The organism is Brevibacterium ammoniilyticum, from assembly GCF_038429965.1.
GTDB lineage: Bacteria > Actinomycetota > Actinomycetes > Actinomycetales > Brevibacteriaceae > Brevibacterium > Brevibacterium ammoniilyticum.
In genome coordinates this window covers 14,702-28,273 of record NZ_BAABNP010000016.1, presented here as the reverse complement: position 1 = coordinate 28,273, position 13,572 = coordinate 14,702, and the positions used below count along the sequence as shown (strand labels likewise).

The window sequence follows — 13,572 nt, the reverse complement described above, 5'->3', positions numbered from 1 at the left end:
CCGGTTGCGTTCGCACGCTGTGAGCCGGACAACTGCGGTGACGGCTCCCGCGGATTAGAATCGGCAGTTGTGTTGACGGTGGCAGAGAAGAGCGCGCGGAAGTTCGCGAAGGAAACCCCTCTGGGGAAGAAGCGGCGTGCGCGCAGGATCAACCGGATCCTCGCCGAGGTGTACCCCAACGCGAAGTGCGAACTCGACTTCGAGACCCCGTTCCAGCTGCTCATCGCCACCGTGCTCTCCGCGCAGACGACCGACATCCGGGTCAACGCCACCACGCCGGGACTCTTCGCCGCGTTCCCCGACGCGCACGCGCTTGCGGTCGCCAACCTCGGCGAGGTCGAAGAGCTCATCCGCTCGACCGGGTTCTACCGGGCGAAGGCCCGCAACATCGTCAAGCTCGCCAACGACCTCGTCGAGAACTACGACGGTGAGGTGCCGCAGACGATGGAGGAACTCGTCAAGCTCGCCGGGGTGGGGCGCAAGACCGCCAACGTCGTCCTCGGCAACGCCTTCGACACGCCGGGGATCACGGTCGACACACACATGGGGCGGCTGGCCAGGCGGTTCGGGTGGACGAAGGAGACGGACCCGGTCAAGGCCGAGGAGGACATCGCCGCGCTCTTCCCGACGAAGGACCTCACCCTGCTCTCGCACCGGGTGATCTTCCACGGTCGCCGCATCTGCCACTCCCGGAAGCCCGCGTGCGGGGCCTGCCCGCTGATGACGCTCTGCCCGTCGTTCGGCATCGGCGAACTCGACCCGGACAAGGCCCGGGCGATGTTCAAGTACGAGATGGCGCCCTTGGCATGAGCGACTTCCTCGACGGGCTCGCAGGCGGCGGCAAGCACGCTGGACAGGAACCGACACCCGACGGGTCGGTCACCGGCGGCCCAGAGCAGGGTGAAACTGGTCAGGGCGGGTCGGGTCAGGGCGAGCGCACCGACGACACCGAGTTGCGGGACCAGCTCTCCCGGCTGGCCGCCTCGACGGGATCACCGCTGTGGCTGCGCCGGGCGAAGGCACCCGGGGACGCCGTCGTGAGAGACGCCGCGGTTCTCATGCTCTTCGGCCGCGGCGGCACCCCGCGCACCGACGCCGGTCGAGCCGCCCTGCCCCACCTCGAGGCCAAAGGCGTCGCCGACGTCGACATCGTCCTCCTGCAGAGGGCGAGCACCTTGCGCCTCCACCCGGGACAGGTCGCGTTCCCCGGTGGGGGACGCGATCCCGAGGACGACTCGATGGTCGCCGCAGCTCTGCGCGAGGCCGAGGAGGAGGCCGGGATCGTGCCCGCCAGCGTCGACGTCCTCGGTGAGCTCGAACCCCTCTACATCCCGGTGAGCAAGTTCCAGGTCACCCCCGTCGTCGGGTACTGGGCGGTGCCCGGTGTCGTCACCGTCATGGACGAAGCCGAATCGTACTCCGTCTACCGGGTCGCGATCGCCGACCTCGTCGCCCCCGCCAATCGCGGCAGCTTCTCCCGCCCGGATCTTGCGATCACGACCCCGGCCTTCGACGTCGGCGTGCTCAAGGTGTGGGGCTTCACGGCAGGCATCCTCGACTTCGCCCTCGACGAACTCGGCTGGGCGCTCGACTGGGACCGGACAGCGCCCATCGCCATCGACTTCTGAGCGCTGGGGACGCCGGGGATGCGAAAGGCGCCGAGCCCCGCGAAGGGACTCGGCGCCTGAGCTGTCGATGCTGGTGGTCAGTACCTCGGTCCCGACGGGTTGGTCAGGGCCCGCTTGACCGCGGCGATGATCGACTGCGCCGAGGCGATCGCACCACCGGGCACCGGGTTGCCCTTCTTCAGTATCGGCACCGCGATGAGCACGAGGATGACCGCGATGACCGCGAGGATGCCGAAGATGATGAGGAAGCTCGCCCACCACGGCCAGCCGAGACCCTCACGGAACGCGGCAGCGCCCGCGAAGATCACCATGAACGAGCCCAGGAACAGGAAGAACAGGGCCGCGAGCGCCAGCGCCGAACCGATCCCCAGGTTCTTCGCCCCGGCGGTGGCCTCGGCCTTCGCCAGCGCGAGCTCCTCCTCGGCGATCGCCTTGGAATCGTCGCCGATGTCCTTGATCAGTTCGCTGATCGACCTCTCGGCCATGAGTGCTCCTATCGACAGAACGGGGTGACAAGTCTTCCTCAAGAGTAGTCCGAACGTTCCCCCTCACCAAAGACGTGCGGACTCAGTGTCGGGTCACGACTTCGCCACCGACGCTTCGATGAGTTCCATCACCGAGGAATCGGCGAGAGTCGTCGAATCTCCGACCGCACGGTTCTCCGCGACGTCTTTAAGCAGCCGGCGCATGATCTTGCCCGAGCGCGTCTTCGGCAGTTCGGAGACGATGTGCACCCGCTTCGGCTTCGCGATCGGGCCGATCTCCTTGCCGACGTGCTGACGCAGCTCCTCTGCGACCTCGGGGGAGTTCTCGACCCCGTCGACGACGATGACGAAGGCGATGACCGCCTGCCCCGAGGTGTCGTCGGCGGCACCGACGACGGCCGCCTCGGCGACGGAGGGATGGGCGACGAGCGCGGACTCGATCTCCGCGGTGGACAGGCGGTGACCGGAGACGTTCATGACGTCGTCGACGCGGCCGAGGAACCAGATGTCGCCGTCCTCGTCGCGACGGGCGCCGTCACCGGCGAAGTACGTGTCCTCGAACCGGGACCAGTAGGTCTCCTTGAAGCGCTCGGGATCCTTCCAGATCCCGCGCAGCATCGACGGCCACGGCTGGCGGATGACGAGGAGACCGCCCTCGGGACCGGCCGGGTGCTCCCCGGTCTCGTCGACGACGTCGACGGAGATCCCGGGGATCGGCCGCTGCGCCGAACCAGGCTTCGTCGCGAGCACGCCGGGCAGCGGGGCGATCATATGGGACCCGGTCTCCGTCTGCCACCACGTGTCGACGATGGGGCACCGTCCGCCGCCGATGACGCGGTGGTACCAGCGCCAGGCCTCGGGATTGATCGGCTCGCCGACGCTGCCGAGCAGGCGCAGGCTGGTCAGGTCGTACTTCGCGGGGATGTCCTCGCCCCACTTCATGAACGTCCGGATCGCCGTCGGTGCCGCGTAGAGGGTCGTCACCTTGTTCTTCTCGACGATCTCCCACCAACGACCCTGGTCAGGGGTGTCGGGGGTGCCTTCGTAGATGACCTGTGTCATGCCGGCGGCCAAGGGACCGTAGGCGACGTAGGAGTGTCCGGTGACCCAGCCGACGTCGGCGGTGCACCAGAAGACGTCGGTCTCCGGCTTCGCATCGAAGACGGCCTTCATCGTGTAGAGGACCTGCGTGAGGTAGCCGCCGGAGGTGTGGAGGATGCCCTTGGGCTTGCCCGTGGTGCCGGAGGTGTAGAGGATGAACAGCGGGTTCTCGGCGTCGAAGAACTCAGCCTCATGCTCGGGGCTGGCATTGTCGACGGTGTCGTGCCACCACTGGTCCCGGCCTTCGGTCATGTCGACGTCCTGCCCGGTGCGGCGGACGACGAGGACGGACTCGACGGGGGTGTCCCCGTGGGAGAGCGCTTCGTCAACGGCCGGCTTGAGGCTCGTCTCCTTGCCGCGGCGGTAGCTGCCGTCGGCGGTGATGACGACGCGGGCTTCGGCGTCGATGATCCGCGAGCGCAGGGCGTCGGCGGAGAAACCACCGAAGACGACGGAATGGGCGGCGCCGAGGCGGGCGCACGCGAGCATCGAGATCACCGCTTCGGGGATCATCGGCAGGTAGATGGCCACCCGATCCCCGGCCTCGACGCCGAGCTCGGTGAGCATGTTCGCCGCCTTCGACACCTCGGCGAGGAGCTCTGCATAGGTCAGCGACCGAGAGTCACCGGGCTCGCCTTCGAAGTTGATGGCCACCCGATCGCCGTTGCCGGCGAGGACGTGCCGGTCGAGGCAGTTGTACGCGACGTTGAGCTTGCCGTCGGCGAACCACTTCGCAAACGGCGGGTTCGACCAGTCGAGCACCTCGGTGAAATCCTCGTTCCAGTCGACGAGATCACGGGACTGCTCGGCCCAGAAACCCTCGAAATCGGCTGCACCGCGCTCGTACGCGTCTTCTTTGACATTGGCGGCGGCCGCGAACTCCGGTGGCGGGGCGAAGGTCTCGGTCGCCTCGGTGCTGTCGGTCATGTTTCCCTCCGGCTTCTTTGGTGGAACGAAGATTCCCTCCGACTGTATACCCGGACAGGTGACGCCGGTCACCCTCGTTCACCCCAGTGGCGGGGGCGTGCGGGGGTAGTCATCGCGGGCCCCGTGTGCTATTGCCGCTGGGTGTGCGGCCGGGGGTTCGGATCGGGCAGCGCCGAGGTTTCGGCCGGGGAACGCCGAGGATTCGGCCCGGGAGCGCCGAGGTTTCGGCCCGGGACAAGGCAACTGGCGGTGAGGATTGCGTGCACAGGAGCGCCGAGGTCTGCGAGGATGGCCATAGGTCTGCCGGCATGGTCCCGCAGACAGGACAGTGTCCCTACGATCGACTGGAGCCCGCGATGAGTTCGCCGCACCATCCCACGCCGCAGTGGCGTGACCAGCCCGGACCGAACAGCCAGCCGCCCGCCGGTGGACCCGGCCCCTACGGTGGAGGCCCCTATGGCGGAGGCCAGGGCGCGTACGGTCCTGGCCCCGGTCAGCCGAGCCCGCAGGGTCCAGGACCTCAGGGGCCGGGAGCGCAGGGACCGGGACCCCAGGGACCCGGGGGAGCGCCGATGTCCGGACCCAGCGGTCAGTACGGCCAGGGGCAGTACGGTTCTGCGCCCGGCGGTCAGTACGGCCAGGGCCAGTACGGGTCGGGGCCCGCACAGCAGTACGGCTCCGGGCCGGGCCAACAGTACGGGTCCGGACCGGGACAGTACGGTTCAGGACCTGGACCCTACGGTTCGGGACAGTTCGGTCCGGGCGGACCGGTGCCGCAGCGACCGCGGCGCACAGGGCCCGGTCTGCTGGGGCCGTTGACCCTGCGCGATCTCTTCCTCCTCTTCGCCGGGCTGCTGGCACTCATCGTGCTCTTCGTGCCCTACAAGACCTACGACATCATCTCCATCCCACTGTGGGCGTGGAACATCGATTCGATGGGCACGTTCGTCTTCATCGTCCTCACGATCCTGCTCATCGTCGCCGCGGTGCTCGTCAACAAGCTGGGCAGCGGCAGCATGCGCGTCGGTTCGCTCGGGCTCGACCAGTTCATCTCGGTCCTCGCCTCGATCGCCTTCGCCTACGCGTTCGTCCAGCTCGTCACCTCGGTGCCGTACTGGAGCGTGGGAGCGTACCTGGCCTTCTTCGCCGCACTCATCGCCTTCTTCGCCGGTGTCTTCACGATGCTGCCGTTCTTCGCCGGTGAGTTCGCCAACCGCGCCGAGGTGCCCGCCCATGCCAAGGCCCGCCCGGTGACCAAGTCCGCTCAGCATCCTGCTCCGCAGGCCAATGTGCCCGGCGGCTTCGGTGATGCGTCCATGCAGTCCGGTCACCCGGGTTCCCAGGGACAGTTCGGCCAGGGCCAGCCGGGCCAGGGACAGTTCGGCCAGGGACAACCGGGTCCGGGACAGTCCCAGGGTTCCGGCCAGGGTCAGTTCGGCTCCGCGCAGTTCGGTGCCCCGCAGGGCGGGTTCGGTCAGTCGGATCAGGGCCAGCCCGGTTTCGGCGGCTCCGCGGAAACGCAGGCGCCGTACGCAGGCGGCCAGCCGAACCTCAACAGCGGTGACGCCGGTCAGCAGCAGTCCGGCTACGCACCCGAGCAGTCCGGCTACGCACCCCAGAATGCTCCTGCCGAGCAGTCCGGTGCCGGACGACACTCCTATCCCGCGACCGAGGCCAACACCTACGACGGTGCCGGCGCCCGCCCCGATGCGTCGTTCGCCCCGCCGGCCGAGGATCGGTCGTCGGGCATGGACGACGCCTCCGGGCAGTCGGTGCAGAGCACCGGGTCGGGACAGACCTACCTCGGCGATCAGCATCCGCGCGATCCCAAGCATTCGCAGAGCGAACCGACGCAGACCTTCGGGCTCGGCACCGAACAGTGGCAGTCGGAGGAATCCGCGCCGACCGATTCCGACGTTGCGCCCTCGTCCACTGAGGCAGCCGGCGCACCGGCGGCACCGAGTGCGCCGGAGTCGTCCCGTGCGCCGGAATCCCGGGAGGCGGACTCTGCACAGACCCAGGGAGGGGGCCGACACTCCGCGCCCGCGCCTGCGGACGGTCAGCCGTTCGACCGCACCCGATCGGGCGAGGACTCCGACGCACCCGGTGACACCCGATCGACCGAGGACTCCCGCTCCGGCGATGACACAAGGTCGGCCGATGACACGGTGGCGATCAGCAAGACCGTCGTCGACGGTGCGTCCGTGACCGAGGGGGAGACGATCATCTCGGTCTCCGAACGTCGTCGGGGCCGTCACGCCGCCCCGGACACCCCGGCCAATGACACCTCGTCCGATAGTTCGTCGTCCGACGGCACCTCGCGTGCTGACGCGGTCTCGAGCGGCGATCCGCGACCTGATGTGCGCAGCGGCTCGGGTTCGAGCAGCGACTCGGGCATGGTCGCCTCCTCGACCGTGACCTCCGCCGACGAACCCGGACCGGGACCCCTCGGAATCTTCGAGGGCGGAACCAAGTCGGCAACGACGGACGACGAGTCCGCCTCGGCGTCATCGGAATCGGGCTCCGACAGGGACTCGACCGCGGACTCCGCTCCGACCGACAGGGACTCCGTCGCTGCTGCAGACACGATTTCTGCGGCTGACACGAGCCCTACCGCTGAGACCAGTTCCGACTCCGCGGACTCGAGGGATCGCGACTGGGCGGCGAGCACCGCTGCCGACGGTGCCCGGGAGAGCAATATCCGCTCGACCGAGGCGACGGTCGTCACCGCCGACGGGGTCATCGACGACGACCCCGGCGCCGACCCGACGGGCACGGACACCGCGGCCGCTGAGTCGCGTCGCGAGGACTCCGACCGGTCCGCGGCCGTGAACGAGAACGGCGCGAGCGAGAACTCGGTGAGCGAGGAGACCGTCAAGGTCGAGGCCGTCGGTTCCCCCGAGAACGGCGAGGAGACGACCGAGAGGACGACTCCGCCGGACTCCGACGAACCGACCCAGTACGTTCCCATGGCGAACTACCGGGACTCGTCGGAGCGCGGCGACTCCTCGGATCAGGCACGCACCGGAGGCGCGGATGGGCAGCGCTCGGATTCGGCGGACTCCCCGGAGACCTCCGAGGAGAAGGCCGTCATCCAGGCGTTCTGGTTCGCGGTTCCCGAACCGCGGGAGGCCGTCGACGCGAAGACGGGGATGCCCGTGTTCACGATCTACCCCGGCGACTGGTTCCTTGCGCTCGAGGACAAGGGCTCGTCCTTCACGGTCCGCGACTCCGACGGCAAGGAAGGCGTGCTGCGCAACCTCGACGGCATCCAGCGCGGCTGACTCGTGTGCTGAGCCTGTGGACGCCGCAGCCAGCTGAGGTTGCGGCGGACACCGCGCCGACACCGACCTGAGCGCAGCCGACCGGTTCTCACCGGGAGCGACGCACGACCGACCGGACGAAGGGCGGTTCCTGTGACTTGAGTGCACAGGAACCGCCCTTTCGCATCCCTGTCCACAGGCGCCGTCTCGGCCCTGGTCTCCGCTGGGCCCGCGGGGGCACTGTGGGCCCATGCAGATCGCACTCATCACCGACCTCGGCGCCATCACGGAGGAATGCGCCCGTGTCGCCGAAAGCATCGGCATCGACCTCAAGGTCCTCCCACCCGATTCGGGCGGCTGGCAGAACGCCTCGCTCATCCTCCTCGGCGAGGACGTCCACGAGATCCCCGCCGCCGAAGGCACCGACCGGATCCTTGTCGTCCTCGACGGCGACGAGACCGCCTCGGCGTGGAGGAAGGCGGCGAGCCTCGGCGTCGAACAGCTCGCGATGCTCCCCTCGGCCGCGGAATGGCTGAGCCAGCGGATCATCGCCGCCGTCGAACCCCCGGTCGCCCCAGGCGTCACCGTCGGAGTCGTCGCCGGCTGCGGCGGCGCCGGTGCCTCGGTGCTCGCGTGCGCGCTCGCCCGCCGGGCCGGCGGCGATGTGCCCACGGTCCTCGTCGACGCCGATCCCCTCGGGGGAGGTCTCGACCTCGTCCTCGGCGCCGAACAGGTGCCCGGCCCCCGCTGGTCGGACCTCAGCGCCTCCCGCGGACAGCTGCGACCCTCCGTGCTGCGTCAGGCGCTGCCCGTCCACGACGGTCTCGCGATCCTCTCGTGGGGACGCGACGACACCCTCGACCTCGACCCTGAGGTCTTCGACGACGTGCTCTCCGCAGCCGGTCAGGCCTTCGACCTCGTCATCGTCGACCTGCCCCGCCATGCCCCACCGCAGTGGACACGCCGTTGCCATCACGTCCTCCTCGTCGCCCCCGCCCGCGTCCGTTCGGCCGTCGCCGCCTCCCAGGTCGCCAAACGGCTCTCCCACTCCCACCCCGACGTCCGCCTCGTCGTCCGCGAGACCGGGGCGGGGGGACTCGACGCGGACCTGCTCGCCGACTCGATCGGCCTCGGTCTGGCCGGCAGCATCCGCGACGACCGGGGCCTGTCTGCCGCCGTCGACCGCGGGGAGGGCATTCCCGGCGGCGCCCGCCTCGGCCGCCTCGTCGACCGCCTGCTCGGGGAGTGGGTGGGATGAGCGAATGGCTCGACGCGTCCCTCGTCGCCGAGGTGCGCAAGACCCTCCTCGACAACCCGGGCCCCGTGACCACGGCCGCCGTCGCCGAGGCGGTCCAATGCACCGGCCGGGTGCTCGGTTCCGCGGCCCTCCTCGACCTCGTCACCAGGCTCTCCGCGCAGCTCTCCGGCGCCGGACCCCTCCAGGCGGTCCTCGAAGTGCCGGGGACGACCGACGTCTTCGTCAACGGTCCCCGGGAGGTCTTCGCCGACACCGGCACCGGTCCGACCCGGCTCGACCTCTCCCTCGGCTCCGAGGACGAGGTGCGTTCCCTCGCCGTCCGGCTGGCCGCTCTCGGCGGGCGACGGCTGGACGATTCGAGCCCGTTCGTCGACGTCCGCCTGCCCGACGGAGTGCGGATGAACGCGATCGTCCCGCCGATCTCCGGGGAGCATACGACGATCTCCTTCCGCGTGCCCCGACGCAGCGGGTTCAGCATCTCCGACCTCCGGGCCGACGGCTTCATCCCCGCCGAGGTGTCCGACCTGCTCACCGCGGCCGTGGAGTCCCGGGCGAACATCCTCATCTCCGGCGGAACGGGCACCGGGAAGACCGTCCTCCTCGGCGCACTCCTCGGCCTCGTCGACCCGGCCCACCGGATCGTCGTCGTCGAGGACTCCCGGGAGCTCATCATCGGCCACGGCCACGTCGTCCAGCTCGCCGCCCGGCAGGCCAACGTCGAAGGCGGCGGCGAGGTCACCCTGACTGACCTCGTCCGCAACGCCCTGCGGATGCGCCCCGACCGCCTCGTCGTCGGGGAGTGCCGCGGACCCGAGGTCCGGGACATGCTCACCGCGCTCAACACCGGTCATGAGGGCGGGTGTGCGACGATCCACGCGAACACCGCCGAGGCGGTCCCCAGCCGCCTCGCCGCCCTCGGAGCGCTGGCCGGGATGAGTCCGCAGGCCGTGCATTCGCAGTTCGCCACCGCGATCGACCTCGTCATTCACCTGCGGCGGGTGGGGACCGATCGGGGACTGACGGAACTGGCGATCCCGACCCGGGACACCGGGGAGTCGCTGACGATGGAACCCGTGTGGGGGCGGGCCTCCCCGCTGACCGGTGGGGAATTCAACCGGCGTGCGCTCGCCCGCCTCGAAGCCGTGCTCGAGCAGAGGGCGCCATGACCGTCGTCCTCGCCGTCCTCATCGCCGCGGGCATTCTCCTCGCCGCCCCGCCCGATCCCGTGTCCCGTCTGCGGGAGCTGCTCTCCGGTGCCCGCGAGGGCCGCGGACGCGCACGACGGCAGCGGCCGCGGGCACGCGATGACGAAGCCGAACGGCTGTGGGCGATCGGGGCCGTGGAGAACTGTGCGCACCTGCTCAAGGTCGGTATGACTCCGCAGGCGGTGATGGCGACGCTGAGCAGGCAGGATGATCGTCTGCAGCCGATCTCCCGGGCGATCGCCCTGGGTGAGGAGCCGGGGCAGGCGATCGCGTCCCGTGGGCAGTCCCTGCCGCCGGCGGCCGCCGAGGTGTTCGCCGGCATGGCGTCGGTGTGGACTGTCTCGGAGCGGTCGGGAGCTCCGGCCGCGGACATGATCCTCCGGTATGCGGCCGCCCGCCGCGATGCTCTCGACGCCGACCGGGAGCGTCGAATCGCCATGGCCGGCCCCCGCGCGACCGTTCGGGTGCTCAGCTGGCTTCCCCTCATCGGGATGGGCCTGGGCCTGCTCATCGGGGTGCGGCCCCTCGACCTCGTCTCCGGACTGCCCGGGCAGCTGAGCATCGGCGGTGGGCTCGTCCTCTACCTGCTCGGGAGATGGTGGATGAGGCGGATGATGATGCGGGCGGAGCGCTGACCATGGCCGCGCTCATCGTCGGCCTCCTCGTCGGTGCGGCGGTCCTGCTGTGGGCAGGACAGTCCTCGACCCGGCTGCGCAGCCTGCTCGGGCAGGAACCGGAGGTGTGTGGTTCGCCCGGGGCCGCCTCGGTGCGGGCGGGGGTGACCGATGAGGAACTCGCGTTCGATCTCGACCTCGTCGCGATCTGCCTCACCGCGGGTCTGCCGATCCCCGTGGCGCTCACCCTCACCGCCGAGGCGACCGGCGACCGGTCGGGGCTGCTGCGGATCGCGAGGGCGAAGACGATCGGGGGAGAGGATCTCGCCGAGGACGACCGGCTGCGACCCGTCCTCGACGTGTTCGTCTTCTCCGAGCACACCGGTGTCGGTCCCGCACCGCTCATCGAATCCGTCGCCGGGGAGCTGCGCGCGGCCTCCCGGAGGCGGCGTCAGGAGGCGGCAGCGGCACTGGGCGTGCGTCTCGTCATCCCGCTCGGGGTGTGCATCCTGCCCGCGTTCCTCCTGCTCTCCGTCGTCCCCGTCGTCATCTCCCTGCTCACCGACCTCACGACCGTGTTCTCCTGAGTGGAGGGCTCGGCTGCGGTTGATAGGGTCGGGCCATGTCTGCTGCGACACCGACTTCCGTGACACCGTTCCAACGACTCACCGACGTCGACGAAGCCGAGCGCTACGCCGAGAACCTCTTCGTCGGCACCTCCGTGCGGTTGCGCCCCCTCCAGTCCGTTGACCTTCCCTACCTCGAGCAGTGGTGGTTCGACCCCTCGATCGTCGTCCTCCAGAACAGCACCGTGCTGCCGCGTCCCGAAGGCGGTGTGTCCGAGCAGTTCACGCAGTGGAGTGCGAACACCGACTCGAGTTCTGTGGGCCTGAGCATCGAACTGCTCGAGACCGAGGAGTTCGTCGGACACGTCACCCTTTTCGGACGCGACACGATCAATCAGTCGGCGACGCTGGCGATCATCCTCGGACCGGAGTTCCACGGGCACGGCTTCGGAGCCGACGCCGTGCGCCTGGCGCTGCGCTACGGGTTCCTCCAGCTTGGCCTCAACCGCATCGAACTGCGCACCTGGGCGTTCAACACCCGCGGCATCGCTGCGTACTCGAAGGCCGGCTTCGTCGAGGAGGGCAGGCGGCGCGAAGCGGTGTTCTTCAACGGTCGTCGCCACGACGAGGTGATCATGGCGGTGCTCAGGGACGACTGGGCCGGTTGAGGACCTGAGCGGACTCCTGCACGCACTCCTGTCGAGTGCCGCGGGGCTCATGTGCATCGACCCTGTGGACGCTCAGCCGATATCAACAGCCTCGGGTCCGCCCCTCGACCCGGTCCGTGTGCCTCCTCCGCAGTGGAGGACCGTTCGCAGATCGCGCACGGTCACCTCTTCGAGGAGGAGAGCATGAGCACTGACACCTTGACGACGGAGTACGCGATCACCACTCTCGCAGCGAGCGGAGCCCTGCGCTCTCCTGAGGGATCGTAGGAGCAGTGCGATGGTCGCGGGCCGACGCCGGTAACTGGTGCGTGCTGCTCAGGTGAGTGCGAGGGCTCCGAGGTCGGTGCGTGCCTCGGCAAGGTAGTGGCGGCGTTCCTGGGCGGGCACCATGGCGCCCCCGGTCAGCCACACGAGGTGCTTCGTCGACTCGTCCATCGGCCAGGGCGGGACAGAGACGGTTCCCCGCCACGGGACGGTGAGGCCGGCGGTCGCCGAGGGTTCGGCCTCGATGCCCTCGGTGTCGGCGAGGACGGCGACCCCGGCAGAGATGATGTCGTCGCTGACGCCGGCGAACCCTGAGATCAGCGGTCCGATACGGGGACCGATGAAGCGGGAGGGACGGGCCACGGCCAGACCGTCGGCGTTCGTCCGACCGCTCAGTCTGATGTCCTGGACGCTGATATCGCTGTGGAGCCCGGTGCGCACGCCGAGGAACATCGCGGGCGCGGTCGCGGGTTCGACGAAGACGCAGTGGACGTTGTCGCCGAAGAGACGTTTGAGGCCGTAGGTGACCCCACCGGGGCCGCCGCCGATCCCGCACGGCAGGTAGACGACGAGCTGGTGGTCGGCATCGATGGGTTCGCCGAGGGCTGCGAACTGGTCGCGAAGGCGCAGGGCGGCCACGGAGTAGCCGGCGAAGAGGCTCACGGAGTCCTCGTCGTCGACGAAGTGCGCCCGTAGATCCGCTGCCGCGCTCTCCCGCCCGGCGGAGACCGCGGCGACGAAGTCGCCGGAGTGTTCGATGACCTCGACGCCGTGGGAGCGCAGCTTCACCTTCTTCCACTCCCTGGCGTCGGCGGACATGTGGACCGTGCACGCGAAGCCGAGGCTCGCACCGAGGATCCCGATCGAGAGACCGAGGTTCCCCGTCGATCCGACGACGATCTTGTGCTCAGCAGCCTGTGCACGGAACGCGTCGCCGGAGTACGTGCGGGCATCCTGCGGATCGAGGCCGGCCTCGGCGGCGATCGTCTCGGCATGTTCGAGGACCTCGTGGAAGCCGCCGCGGGCTTTGATCGAGCCGCTCACCGGCAGGGTGTCGTCGCGTTTGAGCCAGAGCCTGCCGGGCAGGGTCTGGCCGAGGCGGCCGTCGAGGTCCGCCTGGGCTGCGGGGGCGGCGACGAGCGGGGATTCGATGACGCCGGTTCCGGTCTCGGGGAACGTCGAAGCGAACCACGGGGCGAAGCGGTCGAACCGGGCAGCCGCGTCGTCCATGACCTGGGGGTCGACGTCGATGCTGTCCAGCACCGATGCGCTCGGCGGCAGCTCGGGGCGGAACCATGTCGTCTGGCCGCCAGCGGCGAGATCGGCGACGACCTCGTCATCGGCGAAGTCACTGCCCTGCAGAGCGCCTGTGGTCATAGTGTCGTCCTTCCCGGAGTCCTCGATCCCTGCCGTCACCGTCCCCATTGTCCGTCATCGGAGAGTCCCGCGGTGTGACTGCCTGCTGGTTCGGGGATCAGGTCTGCCGGTGCGAGGATCTGCTGGGTCGCAGGCCGCGGCAGGCGAGGTGCACTCGTGTGCAGCCGACTGTGGACGGCGCCCTCACTCATGCTCCCGGGGCCTGTGGAGGCTCGA

General features: G+C 69.5%; 11 protein-coding genes. 8 read left to right on the top strand and 3 right to left on the bottom strand.

Features of this window, described 5'->3' with window-relative positions; all coding sequences use genetic code 11:
- The first annotated feature begins 69 nt into the window (after window positions 1-69).
- Together nth and AAHA49_RS15325 are read left to right on the top strand one after the other, a co-directional pair.
- Window positions 70-810 carry an endonuclease III gene (gene nth, locus AAHA49_RS15330; RefSeq protein WP_425286527.1) on the top strand — a complete coding sequence of 247 codons (741 nt, stop codon included), beginning with the start codon at window positions 70-72 and terminating at the stop codon, window positions 808-810.
- Window positions 807-1,628 carry an NUDIX hydrolase gene (locus AAHA49_RS15325; RefSeq protein WP_342038891.1) on the top strand — a complete coding sequence of 274 codons (822 nt, stop codon included), beginning with the start codon at window positions 807-809 and terminating at the stop codon, window positions 1,626-1,628. Before nth ends, AAHA49_RS15325 begins: the two co-directional genes overlap by 4 nt.
- 77 nt (window positions 1,629-1,705) lie before the next feature.
- Here the strand turns inward: AAHA49_RS15325 and AAHA49_RS15320 are convergent, their stop codons facing one another.
- Together AAHA49_RS15320 and acs are read right to left on the bottom strand one after the other, a co-directional pair.
- Window positions 1,706-2,113 carry a phage holin family protein gene (locus tag AAHA49_RS15320; protein ID WP_339393263.1) on the bottom strand — a complete coding sequence of 136 codons (408 nt, stop codon included), beginning with the start codon at window positions 2,111-2,113 and terminating at the stop codon, window positions 1,706-1,708.
- A 93-nt stretch (window positions 2,114-2,206) separates the two neighbouring features.
- Window positions 2,207-4,141, bottom strand: coding sequence for an acetate--CoA ligase (acs, locus tag AAHA49_RS15315; protein ID WP_342038890.1), 1,935 nt, complete (start codon window positions 4,139-4,141; stop codon window positions 2,207-2,209).
- Between the two features lie 572 nt (window positions 4,142-4,713).
- Between acs and AAHA49_RS15310 the strand changes: the two genes are divergently transcribed.
- From AAHA49_RS15310 to AAHA49_RS15285, 6 genes are all read left to right on the top strand, one after another.
- On the top strand, window positions 4,714-7,425 hold the full coding sequence (locus AAHA49_RS15310) for a hypothetical protein (RefSeq protein WP_339393265.1): 2,712 nt from the start codon (window positions 4,714-4,716) through the stop codon (window positions 7,423-7,425).
- A gap of 229 nt (window positions 7,426-7,654) precedes the next feature.
- Window positions 7,655-8,662 (top strand): septum site-determining protein Ssd, encoded by a 1,008-nt coding sequence (gene ssd, locus AAHA49_RS15305; protein ID WP_339393266.1) that lies wholly within the window; start codon window positions 7,655-7,657, stop codon window positions 8,660-8,662.
- A complete protein-coding gene (locus tag AAHA49_RS15300) occupies window positions 8,659-9,828 on the top strand; it encodes a TadA family conjugal transfer-associated ATPase (RefSeq protein ID WP_339393267.1) in 1,170 nt (389 codons plus the stop codon). Before ssd ends, AAHA49_RS15300 begins: the two co-directional genes overlap by 4 nt.
- Window positions 9,825-10,502, top strand: a complete 678-nt coding sequence (locus AAHA49_RS15295; protein WP_339393268.1) for a type II secretion system F family protein — start codon at window positions 9,825-9,827, stop codon at window positions 10,500-10,502. Before AAHA49_RS15300 ends, AAHA49_RS15295 begins: the two co-directional genes overlap by 4 nt.
- Entirely contained in the window at window positions 10,466-11,068 is a 603-nt protein-coding gene (locus AAHA49_RS15290) for a type II secretion system F family protein (RefSeq protein ID WP_342038889.1), read from the top strand. Before AAHA49_RS15295 ends, AAHA49_RS15290 begins: the two co-directional genes overlap by 37 nt.
- Window positions 11,069-11,103: 35 nt before the next feature.
- Window positions 11,104-11,715: a GNAT family N-acetyltransferase gene (locus AAHA49_RS15285; RefSeq protein ID WP_339393270.1), complete on the top strand. Its 612-nt coding sequence runs from the start codon at window positions 11,104-11,106 to the stop codon at window positions 11,713-11,715.
- 315 nt (window positions 11,716-12,030) lie between these two features.
- On the opposite strand, the gene AAHA49_RS15280 is transcribed toward AAHA49_RS15285, so the two are convergent.
- Window positions 12,031-13,356, bottom strand: coding sequence for a D-serine ammonia-lyase (locus AAHA49_RS15280; RefSeq protein ID WP_339393271.1), 1,326 nt, complete (start codon window positions 13,354-13,356; stop codon window positions 12,031-12,033).
- Window positions 13,357-13,572 lie beyond the last annotated feature (216 nt).